This is a genomic window from Candidatus Magasanikbacteria bacterium RIFOXYB2_FULL_38_10, assembly GCA_001783145.1.
Taxonomy (GTDB): domain Bacteria; phylum Patescibacteriota; class Patescibacteriia; order Magasanikbacterales; family UBA10003; genus GWC2-40-17.
Genome location: MFQT01000020.1, coordinates 1 through 19,854, shown reverse-complemented (window position 1 = coordinate 19,854; position 19,854 = coordinate 1). Strand labels below are relative to the sequence as shown.

Genomic DNA, 19,854 nt, shown 5'->3' with positions numbered 1-19,854 from the left:
GCACCTCTGGCGAGGTTTATAATATTGGGGCAGACAATGAACGTAATAATTTGGAAATTACTAAAATGATTTTAAAAATTATGGGGTTTGGTGAGGATAGGATTGAATTTATCACTGATAGACCGGGACATGACAGGCGCTATGCCATTGATGCTTCTAAAATTATGGCCCTAGGCTGGCAACCCATTTATACCCGGGATAAATTTGAACAAGGCTTAAAAGAAACAATTGAGTGGTATAAAAATAACACCGAATGGGTGGAAAATTTGTGGCAGAAAAAAAAGGATGAGATGAATAAGTTCCAAACCGGTTTGGAACGTTCGGCCAAACAGATGAAAAACGCCCAAGGTAATTAATTTATATGTCCAAAGTTTTAATTTTAGGTTTTCAAGGCACTTTAGGTAGAGCTTTAGTTAAAGAATTTGCTGGTTCAGGTATTTATGAAGTCACTGCTTGGGACAGAGGCGATTTGGATATCACGGATAATGTGCATTTAAAAGAAAAAATCAGCTTGTTAAAGCCGGAGATAATTATTAATGCGGCGGCCTATAATGAGGTTGATAAAATTGAGGCTGACCCTGCAATTTTTGAAATGGCTCAAAAAATTAACGGCGAGGCAGTGGGGGATCTGGCTAAAATTGCTAAAGATCTGGGCGCTATTTTTGTTCATTATTCCAGCGATCATGTTTTTGATGGTAGTAAAGAAGGATATGCGGAAAATGACGTACCGGCGCCTATTAATAAATATGGCCAGACAAAATTATTGGGAGAAAAATTATTACAAGAATCAGGGGATAAATTTTTTTTAATTCGTTTATCCAAACTTTTTAGTGGCACGCCCGCGGTAGAAGGAACAAAAAAGAGTTTTGTAGAAAAAATGTTGGATTTATATAACCAGGGCCAGCGCGAATTTAATATGGTTGATGAAGAATTAAGTTCGTCAACCTATGCGCCTGATTTGGTTAAATTTACACGCGAACTAATAGAATCGGGTAAACCCTGGGGAATTTATCACGGCGCCAATTTTGGCGCTTGCACTTGGTATGAGTTGGCTAAAAAAATTTTTGCTATTAAAAAATATGATGTTTGTTTACTGCCTATTTCTTCCGTAGAGTATCCACGCCCGGCTTTGCGTCCTCATCAATCAATTTTATTAAATACTAAAATGCCGCTAGCGCGCCCTTGGCAAGAGGCGCTAAAAGAGGCGCTATCAAATTTATGATTTTAGATGAAATTTCTAAAATAAAATCTTTGGACAAATCCGGTATGTTGTTGTCCATTGATTCTTTAGACGAACAATGCACCGAGGCCTTTAGTGATTTAAGGGGCGTAAACTTCCCGTCTAGTTTGTCTAAAATTAAAAATGTGGTAGTAGCTGGCATGGGCGGATCAGCCCTGGGCGCTCACATTATTGATTCACTGTTTTTTAATGAATTAAAAGTGCCTTTGGAAATTATTAATGATTATCATTTGCCGGCTTACGTAAACAAAGATTCTTTGGTGATTTTATCCAGCTACTCCGGCTCCACCGAGGAAACCGTATCTTGTATGAAAGAAGTGAAGAGCAGGGGAAGTAAAGTGATTGTTTTAACAAATGGTAAAGATTTGGCCGCGTACAAAACTAAAAATGAATTGCCGGGATATTTGTTTACGCCGCACTTTAATACTTGTGGTTCGCCTCGTATGGGTTTGGGTTATACCTTATTTGGTACCATACTCATTTTTGGCAAGTTGGGACTCATAAAATTAGAAGAGACGGAAATTAAAAAAGCCATTAAGACAATAGAAAAATATAATGACAAGTTTGGCGCCTCTGTAAACAGTTCCGTCAATCCGGCCAAACAATTGGCTCAGCAATTGCAGAATAAAATACCTTTCTATTTTTCCGCTGGGTTTTTGGCCGGCAATATTCATACAGCCGCTAATCAGCTTAATGAAAATGCTAAAGTTTTTGCCGGCTGGTTTTTGCTTCCGGAAATCAATCATCATTTAATGGAAGGATTGGTTTTTCCGGACAATTTAAAAAATAATTTGGCCTTTGTATTTTTTGAATCATTTTTAAACGAAACCAGAATTCAAAAAAGATTTGCGTTAACAAAAGAAGTGGCAAAGCAAAAGGGGATTAGTGTTTTGTCTTACAATTTGCAAGAAAAGACCAAATTGGGGCAAGCGTTTGAGTTATTGGTGCTAGGGAGTTATGTAAGTTTTTATTTGGCTATGCTTTATAACATAAACCCCACACCTATTCCCATGGTGGATTGGTTTAAGAAAAAAATGGGATAGGCTTGGGGGTGGGATGTTTAATTTTTTATTTGGGTCTGGATAGTTAAATTTTTTAGCGAGGACTGTTTGAGCTAGGCCGCCTGAGAAACTGGTATTAAGACAATTTTAAGTAGGACGTATGAGGCGGCCGGTTGTCGACGCAGTCGGCAAAGCGAGTTCCGCAGCAAAAAATTTAAATATCCCGACACAATATTATACGTTTATGAAAATTTCCATTATTACTGTTCCCTGGAACTCCAAAGAAAAAATCGGTCAACAAATAGAATCGGTGCGCAAGGCAGCAACGGGTTTAGAATTTGAAGAAATTGCTATTGATAATGCTTCCAGCGATGGTACGGCGGATTTTATTAGGCAAAATTTTTTGCAGGTAAAATTAGTTGCTAATGATAAAAATGTCGGTTTTGCCGCGGCCAATAATCAGGGACTGAAAATTGCGCAAGGGGAGTATATTTTGTTTTTAAATCCCGATATGAAATGCGAAGAAAATAGTTTAGGCAAGTTGATTGATTATATGGAGAAAAATAGAGAAACGGGGATAGTTAGTTGCAAGCTAGATAATGAAAGGGGTGAATTTAATCCCAATGCCGGCCCGCGGCGCTTTCCCACTGTTTTAAATCAGCTGGCAATTATTTTAAAATTACCTCATTTTTTTCCATCACTGCTTGATAATTATTTGATGAAAGATTTTGATCCTGAAAAAGAGCAGGAAGTGGATAGCGTGCGCGGTTCGTTTATGTTAATACGCCGCAGTGTGCTCCAAAAATTAGGCTGGGCGTTTGATCCGCGATATTTTATTTGGTTTGAAGATGTGGATTTGTGCCACGAGGTGAAAAAAATGGGATTAAAAGTAATGTATGTGCCATTTGTTTCTTGCGTGGATTATGTGGGGCAAAGTTTTAAACAGCGCGATAGTTTTTGGAAGCAGAAAAATTTTACTCTTTCTGTGCTGAAATATTTTCAAAAATGGGAGCCGTGGTATAAGTGGATTTGGGTTTATAAAGCGCGTGCGATTGTTTTGGCGGGGATGTGGGTGAAAGAAAAAATATTTTAATCTATGCATCTCTCTGTTAACCTCGTCTCTTGGAACGGGGCAAAATATATTCCGTACTTGATGAAATCACTGCGTCAGCAAACCTATAAAGATTGGTCGCTTTTTGTGTTAGACAACAATTCTGCTGACAATACTGTGGAATTAATTAAGAGTGAGACGGAAAATTTTCCTGTCTTTGTGGAAATTCTGGAAAACAAAAAAAATTTCGGTTTTGCCGGAGGTCATAATTTGGCTTTTAAAAAAACAGAGAGCAATTACGTTTTGCTTTTAAATCAAGACACTTATTTAACGCCGGACTATCTGGAAAAGTTGGTTAATTTTATGGATGCGCATCCGGATACCGCCGCAGTATCCGGCCGTTTAATGAAATGGAATTTTGCCACGTTTTCTGGCGAGTTGGAAGAAACTTTTACCAATCAAATTGACAGCTTGGGTTTTAAAATTTTTAAAAACAGGCGAGTGGTGGAAATTGGAGCGGGGAGTGATTGGACAAATTTTCCATCTAAAAATGACCCTGCAAAGCCCCAAGAGGTTTTTGGTATCTCCGGAACTTTACCCATGTATTGCCGCGAGACTTTGCAAGAAACTGCCTTTGCCGATGGCAACATTTTTGATTCTCTTTATGAGTCCTATAAAGAAGATGTGGACTTAGCTTATCGGTTTCAACTGCAGGGATTAAAAGCCTATGTTTTGTCCTCGGCTGTGGCCTATCACGATAGAGCCGCGGCCGGACCAAAAGAAACAGGGGATTTAGCTGCCATTAAAAATAAACAAATCCAATCGCCCAGAGTGGCTTTATTAAGTTATCGCAACCATCTGATGAATTTATACAAAAATGAATACTGGCAGAATATCCTACTTGATTTTTTTTCCATTTTTTGGTATGAAATAAAGAAGTTTGTTTATTATTTAATAATGGAGAGAAAGGTTTTGGAGGGGTTAGTTTATATCTGCCGACATAGAAAAGAATTGCAAGAAAAAAGACAGGAGATTATTAAAAAAAGAAAAACAACTTGGCAGGAATTTAGACGGTGGTTAAATCAATAATTGTTTATGTTCGACATCGCTATCACAATCGTAAATTACAACATGACGGAAGAAATCCGCCAGCTTTTGGAATCTCTTAAAAATGATTTACTCAATTCTAATTTAAAAATTCAAGTTGTAGTGGTGGATAATACTCCGCAAGATGGCTGCTGGTTGATGCTCAAAAATAATTTTCCCGAAGTAAAGTATTTGCCGCAGGACTATAATTTAGGTTTTGGCAAAGCGCAAAATGTGGCTATAAAATCTGTGGAGGCTAAATATTATTTCATCCTCAACCCCGATGTCATTTTTTCCGAAGGAGAAAAAGTTTTACAGCGCCTCTGGGACTTTATGGAGGCTAATCCTAAAATCGGCATGATCGGTCCCAAACTTTTAAATAACGACAACACTTTGCAGTATTCCTGCTATCGTTTTCCCACCTCCCTTATCCCGTTATTGCGCCGTAGTTCTTTAGGTGACAAACCCAAATTTAAAAAAATGGTGGATAAGTATTTAATGAAAGATTTTGATCATAATAAAACCCAGGCAGTAGATTGGTTAATGGGCTCGGCCATGTTTGCTAGAGGTACTGCTTTAAAAGAAATAGGTTTGTTTGATGACAGATTTTTTATGTATTTTGAAGATTGTGATCTGTGCCGCCGTTTTTGGGAAGCTCACTACCCAGTTTATTATGTTTATGATATAAAGATAAAACATCGCCACAGCAAAGGATCGGCCGCCGTGCCCGGTTTATTTCAATCAATTATTAAAAATTCCCTCACCAGAATTCATATTATGAGTTGGCTTAAATATTGGTGGAAGTGGCGAGGGCAAGAAACTTAAATCAAAATATGCAACCACGGGTAGCTATAATTTATCTTTCTTTTCACTGTGAGCCTTATATGGATGACGTGGTTTCTGGATTGGAAAAATTAACCTATCCCAAGGATCGGGTCGAGTTTGTGATAGTGGACAATCCGCATCCCGAGTATGGTTCTTCTGTGCGCTATATAGAAGAACAAGTGATGTCCAAATCCGGACTGTCTTTGCCCAAAATCACCTTGCTTGTCCAAAGTGAAAATTTGGGTTTTGCCGGAGGCAATAATGTAGGCATTAAATATGCTTTGGATAATGGTTTTGATTATGTTGTTTTGCATAATAATGATGCTTTCGTGGCTTCCAACTTTTTGGAGCCGTTGGTCGCGACCATGGAAGCAGATAAAAAGATCGGCGCGGCGCAATCGCTTTTGCTTTTGCATCCAGAAACAGATTTAATTAATTCCGCCGGCAACTCCATGCATTATTTGGGTTTTGGTTTTTGTTCCGATTACCGGTCAAAAGTCAGCGAGGTTTCTTTGCCTACGGTAAAGGAGATTGCTTATGCTAGCGGTGCGGCTTTAATGATGCGAGGCAGTTTGTTAAAACAGTTTGGCGGATTGGATGAAGATTTCTTTTTGTATCATGAAGATTTGGAATATTGCTATCGTTTAAAAGCGGCCGGTTATAAAATTGTTTTGGTTAAAGATTCTATCGTCTATCATAAATATCAGTTTGGCCGCAGTATTACCAAGTATTTTTGGATGGAGCGCAACCGCTATGGAGTTTTGTTGGAATTTTATAAGTGGCCCACTTTATTATTAATTGCCCCAATGCTAATTTTGATGGAATTGGCCCTGGTCATTTTTGCCTTTAAAGGCGGTTGGTTGGAAGAAAGGAAAAAAGTTTATAGATACTGGGCGCAAAAAGTCAATTGGCAAAAGTGGCTCTCTAAAAGAAAAAACATTCAAAACATCCGTGTAATTTCTGATAGGGAATTAACCCGCGATTCAGTGTCCGCTATTTTGTTTCAAGAAAAGTCAATGGAAAATCCCATCTTGCTTTATGTGGGCAATCCTATTATGGAAATTTATTGGTGGGTAATAAGATTTGTAATGTTTTGGTAATTTTATAAGCGAAGCTTGAAATTTCGTTGAGCCTCGCTAAAAGAAAATAAAATATTCTTTGGTCTCATCTCTGGAAATTATGATCAAAAAAGCAATTTTAACCGGCGGAGGGCATGCCACGCGCTTGCGTCCCATCACTACTACAATCAATAAGCATTTAATTCCGCTGGCCAATAAGCCGATGATTTTTCACGCCATTGATAAGGTGGTGGAAATTGGTGTAAAAGAAATTTTTATCAATATCAATCCGGGCGAAACGGAAATGCAAAAAATTGTGGGCGATGGGGGACACTGGGGAATTAAAATAACTTTTTTTGAGCAAACCGGCGGACCGCAAGGCATTGCTCACGTAGTAAACCTGGCCAAAGATTTTATTGGCAACGATCCTTTTGTTTTTTATTTAAGCGACAACATTACTTTGGGCAGTTTAAAACCTTTGGCGGAAAAATTTGATAAGGAAAATTTAAATTGTTTGTTGGCTTTTGCCAAAGTCCAAGATCCGGAAAGATTTGGGGTGGGGGAATTTGATGCCCAGGGTAAATTGGCGCGGATTTTAGAAAAACCCGCCAATCCGCCATCTAATTTTGCGCAGACCGGAATTTATTTTTATGATCATAATTTTTTTGAGGCTTTTAAAAACATTAAAAAAAGCGCTCGTGGCGAATACGAAATTTCCGATGTTAACACCTGGCTGATTCAAAACGGTTTTAAAGTTGGCTGGAATGAAGTGACCGGTTGGTGGAAAGATACCGGCAAGCCCAACGATCTGTTAATTGCCAATCATCTTTTGTTGGATGAATTGCCTGCTGCTCACTTTACTAACGGAGCCTCTGTAGAAAAAGGCGCTCGCTTGGAGGGAAATATTAAAATAGGCGCTGGCAGTAAAATTGGCCTTAAGGTTCTAATCCGCGGACCGGTAATTATTGGTGAGAATTGTATTTTAGATGATTGCTACATTGGTCCTTACACCACTATTGGTCAAGGCACGGAAATTTACAGCGCCGAGGTGGAACATTCTATTATTTTTGAAAATGTGGATATTAACTGCCAGATTCGCGTAGTGGATAGCATTATTGGTAAAAATGCTTCCATAATTTCCGGTCATGAAGCCCCACCCAAAGGTCATAAGATGATTTTGGGAGATAATACTTTTATAGAGATTTAATATGTCTTATTGTATTTCTAGCTTGAATAACTCATAACCATTTTTTAAGCGATCTAGAAAATAGATATTTTTTCCATCTCTGTCTATTTGTAGATTTTTAATATCACGTCCCTGAAAAAGCGTGTTATTTTGCCTTTTGTCTCTGTCGTCTAGTTCACTCAAATAAATATTTTGATTCACTTTTAGAATAAAATAAGGGGCGTTATAAACAGGGAAGACGTTTTCAATATCTTTATCAAATCTGTTCAACATATAATTTTTCCTAATGATGGGATCAAAAATCCACAGTTCTTGTTTATCTAGATAGTACAAAAAATTGTTTTTTTCTCCTTCGCCCCAGGTGCTTTTATCTCCGCTAAGTGTCAAGATGGGTTGTTGTCCGCTGGAAATATCAATTAAATAAATCTGATTTTGCCCCTGGACTGTCAAAAAATTATTTTTTAATTCCTGAAGTTGGTAATGCCCCAATGGTAATTTTCCTAACAGCGTGGTGTTATTAAAAAAACCCAAAGAATTATATTTATAAACCAAAGAATTTTGCGGATCGTTTTTTATAATATAAATATCCCTTTTAATCATTTGAAAATCTTTTATGCCACTTAATATCTTTTCACTTTGTTTATTATCTAATTCAACTTTATATAATTCATTATCAGAGAGCACAAAAATATTATTTCCGGTACTATCAAAAAAAGTTTTTTGAATACTAACTATCAAACCGTTTAAATATAGCGGCTCCGTATTGCCAGAGGTTTCAATTATATAAAAATTATTTTCTTTGGTTTTAAGAATAATCTTTTTTTCATTTTCCGACCAGGTTATTTTTTCGGCGTCTAAATTTTGTTTTGGCCAAATCAATTGAGGGACATCTTTGGAAATATCTTTTTTCCAGACACCTTCTGTGTTTACAAAAGCCAATAAATCCCCAGTAGGTGAAATCATTGCGGTTTGCGTGCCTCCATCTGCCATTTTTGTAGGTGAACTTTTTTTAAATAAAACAACATCATAGGCTAAAGTACTGGCTTTGTTCTTGACCTCCAAATTTTTTTCCCAATCATAGTAGCCATCCTTTATAATTTTTACATCATAATAATTAGGCCGCAAGTCCGAAAGACGCAAAGGGCGAGTATTTGTTTGTAATCCATTGTTGATTAAAATTTGGGCGTCCTTAGGTAAGACATTAATAAACAGAACACCAACTTGTTCCACTTTTCCTTTTTGAAAATTATAACGATAACCGGCCGTATACATGATGATTACGGGGGCCACAATTAAAAAAATAACGATAAAAATAAGGTAAATTAAGCGGCGCGCTTTGATGTTCATAGTTTAAAATATTGATTAAGGTTTATTTAGGGCCGCGTTTGGTTAAGCCGGGAATTATTTGTCTAAAATCTAAAATTATGGTATCATTTGTTTCAACTATGAGTCAATTTATTATTCAAGGAGGTACTAAATTGAAGGGGGAAGTAGAAATTAGCGGCATGAAAAATGCCGCCACTCCTATTTTGGCCGCTACACTTTTAACTGATGAGGAATGTCGCATTAGTAACGTTCCTAAAATTTCCGATGTAGAAAAGATGCTGGAAATTATGAAAAGCCTTGGGGCCAGCACCCGGTGGATTGGAGATCACTCTGTATCTGTAAAGGCGAGCAACCTCAATTTGCCCAGTTTAGACAAAAAGCTTTTTAAAAGCATGCGTTCTTCTGTTTTATTTTTGGCGCCGCTTTTAGTGCGTTTACAAGAAGCCATTTTACCGGAACCCGGAGGTTGTATTATTGGTAATAGGCCATTGGATACGCATGTTTTTGTTTTGGAGCAACTAGGCGCCAAAGTAGAAAGAGAAAATGATCAATTTCATTTGCGAGCGGAAAAAATGAAAGGTACTCAAATAGTTTTGCCGGAAATGTCTGTGACGGCTACGGAAAATGCCTTGATGGCCGCGGTTTTAGCTCAAGGAGAAACCATTATAAAATTGGCCGCCGCCGAGCCTCATGTACAAGATTTGGCTAATTTTTTAGTAAAGATGGGTGCTAAAATAGAGGGCATTGGCACACACACTTTAAAAATTCACGGTGTTGAAAATTTGCACGGTGCAGAATATACTCTTATTCCCGATCAAATAGAAATTGGCACTTTTGCTGTAGCCGCGGCGGCTACTCACGGGGAAGTTGCCATTCATCCCGTAGTACCGGAACATCTTGATAAAATTTTATCCTTACTTGCTTCTATCGGTGTGAATTTAGAAATTCAAGGTGATACTCTTTTAATCCACCATAGTCATCCCTTAAAATCTTTTAAACTTCAATCATTGCCTTATCCGGGTTTTCCAACAGATTTGCAAGCTCCTTTTGGCGTTTTAGCCACGCAATGCCAAGGCACTTCTTTAATTCATGATCCTATGTATGAGGGCAGACTTGGTTACATTAACGAAATGATTAAGATGGGAGCCAACGCCATAGTCTGTGATCCTCATCGTGTTTTAGTGACCGGACCTACGCCACTGTATGGGCGTGAAATAAAGAGTTTTGACCTGCGAGCCGGGGCTACGCTTTTAATTGCCGGTATCTTGGCCGAGGGAGAGACCATCTTAAATGAAGCGGAGATAGTTTTTAGAGGTTATGAAGAGATTGATGAAAAATTTAGAAAGTTGGGGGTTAAAATTGAATATCAAAAATAAAACCGACCCTTGGTCGGGGCTTCTGGGCGGATTTTTAAGAAGCGGAAATTTAACAATTATTATGCCAGATTTTAAAATATTTTTTAAAAAAGGAGAAGAAAGGCGAATCCAATCACGCCATTTGTTTTTGGGCAGCCTTTTGGTTATTTTAATTTTAATTTCTTTTTTTACCGGTGTTTTATTTGCTAAAAATCAGGAAAGTGTAGTAGCTATTTCCGCTCCGGTCACCACTTCCTCTGTTAAAATTACCGGATTAGGAACAACCAACAAATTATTTACAGTAGATTTTAATTTATACTGGGATGTTTGGAATAAATTACAAGAAAAATTCATTGGCAAACCGGTAGCTGATGATAATCTTTTTTATAGCTCTTTAGAGGGTTTGGTGGCTGCAGCCAATGATCCTTACACTGTGTTTCTGCGTCCGCAAAAAGCCGAAAGATTCAGTCAGGATTTAGCCGGAAGTTTTTCCGGGATTGGCGCAGAGCTGGGAATGAAAAAAGAGGTTATTACTATTGTTGCTCCTTTGTCAGAATCTCCGGCGGAAAAAGCCGGTATTAAAGCGGGGGACAAGGTTTTGGCGGTAGATGGCAAAGATACTTACGGTTGGACATTAGACGAGGCTGTTAATAAAATTCGCGGAAAAAAAGGCACTCCCGTTAAGCTTTTAATTTTAAGAAATAATGAATCAGCCCCGAGAGAAATTTCAATTATCAGAGATACCATTGTAATCAAAAGTGTTAAGTGGGAGATGAAAAATAATGCCGCCTATATTCAAATTTCTAATTTTAATGAAGACACTGCCGGTTTATTTGATAAAGCCGTTACCGAATTAATAAGTAAGAATCCCAGTGCTTTTATCATTGATCTGCGTAATGATCCCGGTGGGTTTTTGGATACTGCTGTGCGTTTAGCCAGCGAATGGATTCCTAAGGGCAAGGTAGTGACGGAGAAATTCAGCGATGGACACGAGGAGAATTATATCAGCGACGGTAAGCATCGGTTGGATAATTTTGAAACTTATGTTCTAATCAACCAAGGTTCAGCCAGTGCTTCAGAAATTTTGGCCGGTGCCTTGCAAGATTATGGCAAGGCCACTCTGGTAGGAGAAAAAAGCTTTGGTAAAGGATCGGTTCAGGAATACGAACAATTGTCTGATGGTTCCGCCTTAAAAATTACCGTGGCCGAATGGCTTACTCCCAAAGGTAGGCATATTAATAACAACGGTATTGAGCCGGATATTAAAATGGTACCGGTAGCGGCCAGTTCTACTGCGTCAGTAGTAGAAAACCTCGTCAATCCACAAAAAGATACCGTTTTGGAAGATGTGCTGAAATTGATTAAATAGAATAATAAAAAAACGAGTTGCTTTCAAGGCGGCTCGTTTTTTTGTTTATCATTGTTTGCTATTCTTTTATTCAAACCTTCTTTCCCAATCACTATCTACTTCTACGCGTAAATCCAAGAAAATTTTGCGATTCAAAATAACTTCCAATTCTTTGCGCACTGTGGTTCCCATTTCTTTAATTTTGCGCGCGTGATCGCCAATGATCATTCTTTTATAGCGCTGAGCCGTGGTTAAAATTACCGCAGTAATTACCAGAATGTCAGGTTTATCCTCAATGTCTTCAATTTCTACTGTGGTGGTATATGGCACTTCATCGCCCATGGTGTGAAAAACTTTTTCTCTAATCAGCTCACTGATAAAAAATTTTTGGTCAACATTGGTGATTGATTCCGGTGGATAGAGTGGCTCACCTTCGGGTAAATAAGTAAAGATTTTTTCAATTAAAGTTTTAATATGTTTGTTTTTGAGGGCGGAAATTTCAATCATTTCTTTAAAATTATTTTTTAAATCCCTGTAATCTTCTAAAAATTCAAGTTGTTTTTCCGGTAAATCAATTTTATTGATAACTAAAATTATAGGAGCTTCTGTTTTACGCAGTAATGATAGCATGTAGCGTTCTTCCGGGCCAATTTGGCGCGAAGGATCTACGATATAAAGAATTAAATTGACGCCTCGCAAAGATTCTGAAATTTTTTGATTGAGTTTGGGGGTGATGGCGCTGCGTTTTTCTTGAAAATAGCCCGGAGTATCAATAAAAACCGCCTGACCTTGGGGCATATTTAAGACACCTTGGATGGTGTGGCGGGTAGTTTGAGGCTTGGGGGTGGTGATGGCGAGTTTGGTGCCAACCAGCGAATTTAAAAGTGTAGATTTACCTACGTTGGCACGACCGGCTAAAACCACCATGCCGGATTTTAAAATTGTGTTTGCGGTTTGATTTTCCATATGTTCTTTAAGTTTAGCAAAAAAGAGTAAAAAAAACAAGGGTAAGATTCATTTTTCCGTGCCGCCGGCAATGCGGTATTAGTGAGATTCTAATAAAAAACCGCCGCGGCCGTTATGGCTTTGGCGGTATAAACTAGTTATAATTAGCTTTTGGTTGTCAGAGCAGCCTGTTGGATTTGACGAAGAATATCATGGTGGGGAATTTCGCGGATGTCGCCGTACCGCGTAAGCAAGCGAATTTTTAGAATTTCCTCGGCGATGAGAAATAATGACCTATTTTCTTTCGTGAGCAGGAAGGGCAGGAGAAATTCCATTGCCTTGATTTTTTCTTCCAAGTCGTCAAGCCCCAGGCGAAAACACTCGCGAGCGAATATTTTCATTGAGTTGTCTTCGCCGGCGCTCAAGATGCCGTCCATAACTCCCAAGAGAATTTCTATCTCTTGGTCTGAGGCGCCTTCCAGCGCCCGGAAGTTATACTTTGGCATGTTTATCTCCTCGTAGGCGTTTTTTGGCCTGGTTTAACTCAAGTTGTCTTCGTTCGGACCAAGCGAGGAATCTCTGCCGTGATATTCATCTGCCAGTTCTTCTTCTTTCTCTTCTTCGTCATCATTTGCAACTTCCGGCGATGAATCTTCGTTTGTCATGACCAAATCATCGCTTTCTTCTTCCTCCGTGGAAGCAGGGTTTTTACGCCACTGATGGTGGAAGATGTAAGTCAAAGCCCCGCCTACAACTGCCAGGGCAGTAGCAGAGAGAGCCTTGATGATCCACGGCAGATCAGTGAAAAACAGTACTCCTGCTACCAAAATCAACAGAAGAACGATGTTGCCAATATAGGAAACTCCCAGTTTCCAACAGAATTCCTCTGTTTCCAGGAACAGTGCGCGATTTTCTGAGTCTTTGATCGCCTGAATTTTTTGCAGTTCCCCTTGGAGATTTTCCACCATATCTTCTAGTTCAATATTTTGATTGCGTAGTTCTTTTGCTTCCAACCAATGCATTTTGGATATTTCCGAAAGCAACACTCTCCTTGTCTCCATGGCTTTCTCCTACTTTTCTTGAAGGTGGGGAACCTGCTTGCTCGGACGAGGAAAAGCTAAACGAGGAGGCCGGCCCTTGTTGGGGATGTGCTTTCCTTGTTGTCTTTCCGCTTGCAGGTATTTGGGAAATAAAATGTCATTGTAAACTGCACTGGCCAATAAACCTTCGGCGATGTTTTTGTCGCAATTCCAGCTTCTGGCAAGTTGTTTTACACGACGCTGATAGGTTTTTTGATCCCAGTACAGCCACCGCTTGGACTGCCGCTTACGCTTGGGCGAACGATCCCAACCAAACGTTATGGCCTCTTCAGGGAAGATATTTTCGTCTTCGTATTCACCCTCGTCAGCGTCACGGGCGTGGAATCGCCAGAAATTGCTGTCGTAACGAGGATCATCTTCCACCCACGCGTGTTCGCGCAAGAGCTCATCAACGTATTCATCATCGTTGAAGTATATTTCCTGCTCTCGCAACTGCTCGATCGTGGGCTCGAGTACTCCAGCGTTGTTCGTGTCCATGGAATCTACGGCCCATTCAATTTTGCGTGAGGGTTCGTGTGCCATGGTAGAAATCTCCTCTGGTTATGATTTTATGGATTCAAAAATATGTTTATTTTAAAGAGCAAAAACCGACTTCTAACCTTATCATATTTAAGAGGATTTGTCAAGCGCTCTGCCTTATGTTAAGATTAAGTCAAGCCTAAAAAGGTATATTTTTTAAATTTATGTCAAATAAGCCACAAAAATTAGATAAATCAATCACTACTCGCGAGCAGGATTTTTCGGCCTGGTATTTAGATGTCATTGCCGCAGCCGACTTAGCTGATTACGCCCCGGTTAAGGGTTGTATGGTAATTAAGCCTTACGGTTATGCCATTTGGGAAAATATTCAGAAAATTTTAGACGCTAAATTTAAAGTTACGGGTGTTAAAAATGCTTATTTTCCTCTGCTTATTCCGCAAAGTTATTTAGAACGCGAGGCTGAACATGTAAAAGGTTTTGCTCCGGAAACTGCGGTGGTGACACATGCCGGTGGGAAAAAATTAGATGAGCCTTATGTAATCCGCCCTACTTCGGAAACAATTATTTATGATATGTTTGCCAAATGGGTGCAGTCTTATCGTGATTTGCCTCTTTTGATTAATCAATGGGCCAATATCGTTAGATGGGAAATGCGCACCAGGCTTTTTTTAAGAACTACGGAATTTTTGTGGCAGGAAGGGCATACTGCCCACGCGACGGAAAAAGAAGCTGATGAAAGAGCTTTGCAAATGTTGGAAATTTATAAAGATTTTGCCGGCAACTATTTAGCTATGCCGGTTTTTGATGGTATTAAATCCGAAGCGGAAAAATTTGCCGGCGCTGTCAGAACTTATTGCATAGAAGCGATGATGCAAGATGGCAAAGCCTTACAAGCGGGCACTTCACATTTACTGGGACAAAATTTTGCCAAAGTTTTTAATTTGAAATTTTTAAATCAAGAAGGTGTGGAGGAATTTGCTTTTAACACCAGCTGGGGCGTTTCCACTCGTCTTATTGGTGGGCTCATTATGACTCACAGTGACGATAAGGGTTTGGTTTTGCCGCCCAAGATTGCTCCAATCCAAGTAATGATTTTGCCGATTTGGTCTAGTGATGAAGAAAGAATAGCGGTTTTAGATTCCGCGGAAAAAATTGAAGGGGAATTTAAAGAATTGGATATTCGTGTGGAGATTGATAAACGCGAGGAACGTTTTGGCATTAAGACTTACGAGTGGGAGAAAAAAGGCGTGCCGGTTAGAATAGAAATTGGGCCTAAGGATTTAGCTAAAAAATCCGCAATGGTAGTGCGCCGCGATGTGGAAGGAAAAAATTCCGTGGAAATGAGCGTTTTAGCCAAAAATATTGATAATCTTCTAATAGAAATTCAGAATAATCTTTTTGAACGCGCCAGATTATTTAGGAATCAACATTTTTTTGAAGTGAATGTCTACGAAGAATTTAAAGAAAAAATTGAACAAGGATTTGTTAAGGCGCCGTGGTGCGGCAAGGCCGAGTGCGAGGCTAAAATAAAAGAAGAGACAAAAGCCACGGTGCGCTGTTTACCTTTTGATGTGAAAGAGGAAAAAGGCAAGTGTTTAATTTGCGGCCAAACTTCTTCTCTAAAACCAATTTTTGCTAAGGCCTACTAAAAACATGAAAATCATTATTTTCAAACCCAATGATTATGCTCGTAATTTTTTGCGCAGATGCGGTTATGCCGCTTTTGAAGATCCCGGAACCGGTGAAAGCAGTTTTGTGCGGCGATTAACAACAGAATTTTATCCGCGTTTTCATGTCTACGCTAAAGAAGATGATGATAAACTAGAAATTAACTTGCATTTGGACCAAAAAAAACCTTCTTACGGAGAGGGATCCCATGCTCACAGCGGCGAATACGATGGTGAATTGGTGGAGACAGAGGGTTTGCGCTTACAAAATGAAATTGCGTATCTAATTAAAGAAAGGCGAGGGGAGGATTAACCTCGTCTTTTAAATCCCCTATAGTTGTAATTATGTCTCAGGCTACGGAAGATATAAAATCTAAAATAAGTATTGTTGATTTTGTTTCCGAATATCTGCCCTTAAAAAGGGCAGGTGCTACTTATAAAGCCAGTTGTCCTTTTCATCAGGAAAAGACTCCTTCTTTTATCGTTTCCCCGGAAAGGCAAAGTTGGCATTGTTTTGGCTGTAATATCGGCGGAGATGTTTTTGAGTTTTTAATGAAGATGGAAAATTTGGAATTTCCCGAGGCTTTAAAAATTTTGGCCGACAAAGCGGGAGTAAAATTACCCGAGTTTGGTAATGAAATTTCTTCCAGTCAACGCAATCGTCTTTTGGATATTTTAAAATTGGCCGCTAAATTTTATCATAAAATTTTATTGGACTCTCCCAAAGCCGAAGAGGCCAGAAATTATCTTTTTGTCAAAAGACAGGTGAGTCAGGAAGTGGCCGAGGATTTTTTATTAGGTTATATTCCCGAAGATTGGGATTTTTTAACCAATTTTTTAGTTAAAAAAGGCTATGGCATTAACGATATTTTATCCTCTGGTTTAACTATTAAAAAAGATGGTGGCGGATATTATGATAGATTCCGCGACCGCGTTATGTTTCCCATTAATGATGTGCATGGCAATGTGGTGGGATTTACCGGGCGGCTTTTGCACGAAAAACCCGAGGCTGGCGGCAAATATGTCAACACGCCGCAAACCTCTGTTTTTGATAAAGGAAAAGTTATTTATGCTTTGGATAAAGCTAAGCAAGAAGCTAGACGACAGGATAAATTTATAATTGTAGAAGGACAAATGGATGTGGTCATGAGTCATCAATTTCAAATTACCAATACGGTAGCTTCATCGGGTACAGCTTTGACTCGCGAACAAATTAAATTATTAAAACGGTTTACTTCTAATTTGATTATCGCTTTTGATGTGGACTCGGCCGGACAAAATGCTACGGCACGTGGCATAGAATTGGCACTTAGCGAGGGCCTGAAAATAAAAATAGCCGTTATTCCGCCGGAATTTGCCAAAGATCCCGATGAGTGCCTTAAAAAAGATAAAAATGTTTGGTTTAAGGCCTTGGAAAACGCTCAATCAATTATGGAATATTTTTTTTCCAGCATTTTAGGAGGTAAAGATTTAACCAATCCCGAAGTGCGCGGCCAGGTTTCTACCAGTATTTTAGAAAAAATCAAACTATTGCCCGATTCTGTGGAGCAGGATTTTTGGATTAAGAAGCTGGCCGCTGTTTTGGATCTTCGCGTGGATGTTTTATATGAAAAAATTAAGGGTTTAAAAGGTGGCCCGGTTTATCACGATGAAATAAAAAAGGCAGGTTCGGTTGTAAAAAGTAAAGAAGAACTGACCGGAGAAAAAATGTTATGTTTGTTAATTCGTTGGCCGCTATTTTTTGAAACAGCCAAGCAGATTTTACATCCGGAGTTTTTTATTAATCAAAACCTTAAAAATCTGTACGAAAATTTAATTTTGTTTTATAATACCGCCGAGGCTTTGCCGGAGGGCGATGTGGGAGTTATCCACAGTTTTAAGGCTTGGAAAGGCCAAAATGAGGTTTGTCAAATAATAGATATTTTGGACTTATTATACGAAAAAGAATACTTTAATTTAAGCCAAAAAGAAGCCGAAGAAGAAATTATCAGTGTCGCTAAAAGGTTAAAAATGTGGTATAATAATGCCATTCGTAAGACCTTAGAAAAGGAAATGGCCGAAGCGGAAAAAAATAGCGACAAAGAAAAGATCCTTTTTTTAATGGAGAAATTCAAAGATTTTTTATAATATGAAGAAAAATAAGAAAATGGTTAAAAAGAAAGCGCTTAAGAAAGTAGCTAAGGTTAAAATTAAAAAGGCTGCCCAAAAAAAGGTGATAAAAAAGATTGTAAAAAAACTTTTTCAAAAGAAAAAGACTTTTTTAAAAAAGAAAAAAAATAAAATTTCTAAAAAATCTTTTTTTAAAGCTGGCAAAAAAATGTCAGCCAAAAAAACCGCAATAAAACAATTAGAACTTTTTCCGCCAATTAAAATAGTACCTCCGGAAAATGCACTTATCCAAAGTGTAATTAAAAAAGGTAGAATACGCGGGTTTTTAACAGAAACAGAAATCTTGCAAGTTTTTCCTTTTTTAGAAAATTACGTCGGAATCTATGAGGATTTTTTAGATTTAGCTGAATCCAACAGTGTGACGGTTTTGGAAACCAAAGAAAATTTGTTATTAAAACACGATGAAAAGAAGGCCTTGTTAGGGAAAGTTTCTACCATGAGCGAAGCTAAGATTGTTCCGGCAATTGATTTTGATGAATTATCCAGTGATTCTATTCAAATGTATTTGCGTGAAATTGGTAAAATCGCCCTTTTAACAGGAGAAGAGGAGGTGGCTTTGGCCAAGCGCAAAGAACAGGGGGACAGAGAGGCGGAAAAAAGATTGATAGAAACCAATTTGCGTTTGGTTGTGTCTATTGCTAAAAAGTTTGTGGGTAAACAATTATCTTTATTGGATTTGATTCAAGAAGGTAATATTGGTTTGTTTAAAGCGGTTAAAAAATTTGATTATCGTCGAGGTTATAAATTTTCTACTTATGCCACCTGGTGGATCAGGCAAGCTATTACCAGGGCTTTGGCAGATCAATCGCGCACCATTCGTATTCCGGTGCATATGGTGGAAAATATCAATCGCGTGCAAACAGTTTCCCGCCAGCTTATTCAAGATTTGGGACGCGAGCCAACCCCAGAAGAAATAGCGGCCGAATTAGGTGATGATGTGGAAAAAATTTCCCACATTTTAAAAATTTCTCAAGATACTGTTTCCTTGGAGACCTCGGTGGGGGACAGCGACGAAGATTCCACTCTGGAAGATTTTATCAAAGATGTAAAAAATGTTTCTCCTGATCGCTCGGCGGCTTTAAGATTGCTAAAAGATTATGTAGTAGAGGCTATTAAGGATTTGTCACCTCGCGAACAAAAAATATTAGAAATGCGTTTTGGTTTAAACGACGGTGTCTCCCACACCTTGGAAGAAGTGGGGCAAGAATTTGATGTAACCCGTGAACGCATTAGACAAATTGAAGCCAAGGCTTTGGAAAGAATCAAAAATTTTACCGCCATAGAAAAACTCAAAGACTACTAGGTTTTTTCTGTTTGAAGAGTTTTTTAGTTTTTATTAAGCGGTCTTGACGATTAAAAAATAAATCGGTATAATTTGAGCACAAATATTATTCGGGGATAGCTCAGCGGTAGAGCAGCGCGCTGTTAACGCGTTGGTCCAGGGTTCGAATCCCTGTCCCCGAGAGATTTAAGACTACCGAATCCTTCGCCAGCAATGGTGAAGGGTTTTTTTGCTTGCAGCAGCAGTTTTTTGTTGAGCAAGCGGGGGTTCGAACAGATTGAATCCACGAGAAGGCGCTTGTTTTGGAGGCTCGCTGACGCAAAGCGATTCTTTAGCTTAGATAACGCCAGAATCACATCCTGGGCGGGTTCGAACGCGTCCGTCGCCTGCACAGGTCGCCCAAGGGAAGCTTCCTCTTGAAGGAGTCTCTCGCGTTGCGCCAGGTACTCATCGTCACGAATGGCGTTGCGTACGCGAAGGTCGGTCAACGTCCTCAGTTGCCGATTGACCGACGCCTTGGCCCGTTCCCGAGACAGGGCGATGGCACGTACTGTCTCCTTGCTGCTCTGGTTCAACTCCTCCAGGGCGTCGATGTACCAACCGACTACGGCGTCTGGAAGTGTCAACCGGCCGAACAACGCCGCGAGCTGAGAGTCGACGTCACCGACAAGGGCATATGGCTGGCGGCAGCCGTTGCGCCGCGGACAGTAGTAGTAGGGGTAGCGTCCCCCGTGC

18 protein-coding genes, 1 tRNA gene and 1 pseudogene are annotated in these 19,854 nt (G+C 39.2%); 15 read left to right on the top strand and 5 right to left on the bottom strand.

What is annotated here, in order from left to right; translation table 11 throughout:
• The 8 genes and pseudogenes from A2294_01905 to A2294_01870 all read left to right on the top strand — a co-directional run bounded on the left by A2294_01905 (position 1) and on the right by A2294_01870 (position 7,468).
• A pseudogene (locus A2294_01905) lies at positions 1 to 356 on the top strand (hypothetical protein).
• Positions 357 to 361: 5 nt separating this feature from the next.
• Positions 362 to 1,222, top strand: a complete 861-nt coding sequence (locus A2294_01900; protein OGH85029.1) for a dTDP-4-dehydrorhamnose reductase — start codon at positions 362 to 364, stop codon at positions 1,220 to 1,222.
• Positions 1,219 to 2,283: a hypothetical protein gene (locus tag A2294_01895; protein ID OGH85028.1), complete on the top strand. Its 1,065-nt coding sequence runs from the start codon at positions 1,219 to 1,221 to the stop codon at positions 2,281 to 2,283. Before A2294_01900 ends, A2294_01895 begins: the two co-directional genes overlap by 4 nt.
• Positions 2,284 to 2,485: 202 nt before the next feature.
• Positions 2,486 to 3,334, top strand: coding sequence for a hypothetical protein (locus tag A2294_01890; GenBank protein OGH85027.1), 849 nt, complete (start codon positions 2,486 to 2,488; stop codon positions 3,332 to 3,334).
• Between the two features lie 60 nt (positions 3,335 to 3,394).
• The gene (locus tag A2294_01885) at positions 3,395 to 4,381 is read left to right on the top strand and encodes a hypothetical protein (protein ID OGH85026.1); all 987 of its coding nucleotides are present in this window, start codon (positions 3,395 to 3,397) and stop codon (positions 4,379 to 4,381) included.
• 42 nt (positions 4,382 to 4,423) lie between these two features.
• Complete coding sequence (locus tag A2294_01880) at positions 4,424 to 5,203, top strand: hypothetical protein (GenBank protein OGH85025.1); 780 nt, start codon at positions 4,424 to 4,426, stop codon at positions 5,201 to 5,203.
• A 59-nt stretch (positions 5,204 to 5,262) separates the two neighbouring features.
• A complete protein-coding gene (locus A2294_01875; protein ID OGH85024.1) occupies positions 5,263 to 6,303 on the top strand; it encodes a hypothetical protein in 1,041 nt (346 codons plus the stop codon).
• Positions 6,304 to 6,382: 79 nt separating this feature from the next.
• A complete protein-coding gene (locus A2294_01870) occupies positions 6,383 to 7,468 on the top strand; it encodes a glucose-1-phosphate thymidylyltransferase (GenBank protein OGH85023.1) in 1,086 nt (361 codons plus the stop codon).
• 6 nt (positions 7,469 to 7,474) lie between these two features.
• On the opposite strand, the gene A2294_01865 is transcribed toward A2294_01870, so the two are convergent.
• Positions 7,475 to 8,794, bottom strand: a complete 1,320-nt coding sequence (locus A2294_01865; protein ID OGH85022.1) for a hypothetical protein — start codon at positions 8,792 to 8,794, stop codon at positions 7,475 to 7,477.
• A gap of 98 nt (positions 8,795 to 8,892) precedes the next feature.
• On the opposite strand from A2294_01865, the gene A2294_01860 reads away from it, so the two are divergent.
• Both A2294_01860 and A2294_01855 read left to right on the top strand, forming a co-directional pair.
• The gene (locus A2294_01860) at positions 8,893 to 10,149 is read left to right on the top strand and encodes a UDP-N-acetylglucosamine 1-carboxyvinyltransferase (protein OGH85031.1); all 1,257 of its coding nucleotides are present in this window, start codon (positions 8,893 to 8,895) and stop codon (positions 10,147 to 10,149) included.
• Positions 10,103 to 11,497, top strand: a complete 1,395-nt coding sequence (locus A2294_01855) for a hypothetical protein (protein ID OGH85021.1) — start codon at positions 10,103 to 10,105, stop codon at positions 11,495 to 11,497. Before A2294_01860 ends, A2294_01855 begins: the two co-directional genes overlap by 47 nt.
• 66 nt (positions 11,498 to 11,563) lie before the next feature.
• Here the strand turns inward: A2294_01855 and A2294_01850 are convergent, their stop codons facing one another.
• The 4 genes from A2294_01850 to A2294_01835 form a co-directional block, all read right to left on the bottom strand.
• Positions 11,564 to 12,442 carry a GTPase Era gene (locus A2294_01850; GenBank protein ID OGH85020.1) on the bottom strand — a complete coding sequence of 293 codons (879 nt, stop codon included), beginning with the start codon at positions 12,440 to 12,442 and terminating at the stop codon, positions 11,564 to 11,566.
• A gap of 143 nt (positions 12,443 to 12,585) precedes the next feature.
• Positions 12,586 to 12,927: a hypothetical protein gene (locus tag A2294_01845; GenBank protein ID OGH85019.1), complete on the bottom strand. Its 342-nt coding sequence runs from the start codon at positions 12,925 to 12,927 to the stop codon at positions 12,586 to 12,588.
• A gap of 33 nt (positions 12,928 to 12,960) precedes the next feature.
• Entirely contained in the window at positions 12,961 to 13,482 is a 522-nt protein-coding gene (locus A2294_01840) for a hypothetical protein (protein OGH85018.1), read from the bottom strand.
• Between the two features lie 9 nt (positions 13,483 to 13,491).
• Positions 13,492 to 14,043 (bottom strand): hypothetical protein, encoded by a 552-nt coding sequence (locus A2294_01835; protein ID OGH85017.1) that lies wholly within the window; start codon positions 14,041 to 14,043, stop codon positions 13,492 to 13,494.
• A 161-nt stretch (positions 14,044 to 14,204) separates the two neighbouring features.
• On the opposite strand from A2294_01835, the gene A2294_01830 reads away from it, so the two are divergent.
• From A2294_01830 to A2294_01810, 5 genes are all read left to right on the top strand, one after another.
• The gene (locus A2294_01830; protein ID OGH85016.1) at positions 14,205 to 15,650 is read left to right on the top strand and encodes a proline--tRNA ligase; all 1,446 of its coding nucleotides are present in this window, start codon (positions 14,205 to 14,207) and stop codon (positions 15,648 to 15,650) included.
• A 4-nt stretch (positions 15,651 to 15,654) separates the two neighbouring features.
• Positions 15,655 to 15,981: a hypothetical protein gene (locus tag A2294_01825; protein OGH85015.1), complete on the top strand. Its 327-nt coding sequence runs from the start codon at positions 15,655 to 15,657 to the stop codon at positions 15,979 to 15,981.
• 32 nt (positions 15,982 to 16,013) lie between these two features.
• Positions 16,014 to 17,795: a DNA primase gene (locus tag A2294_01820; protein OGH85014.1), complete on the top strand. Its 1,782-nt coding sequence runs from the start codon at positions 16,014 to 16,016 to the stop codon at positions 17,793 to 17,795.
• A gap of 238 nt (positions 17,796 to 18,033) precedes the next feature.
• Positions 18,034 to 19,140 carry an RNA polymerase sigma factor RpoD gene (locus tag A2294_01815; GenBank protein OGH85030.1) on the top strand — a complete coding sequence of 369 codons (1,107 nt, stop codon included), beginning with the start codon at positions 18,034 to 18,036 and terminating at the stop codon, positions 19,138 to 19,140.
• 89 nt (positions 19,141 to 19,229) lie between these two features.
• Positions 19,230 to 19,301, top strand: a tRNA-Asn gene (locus A2294_01810).
• Positions 19,302 to 19,854: the final 553 nt, after the last annotated feature.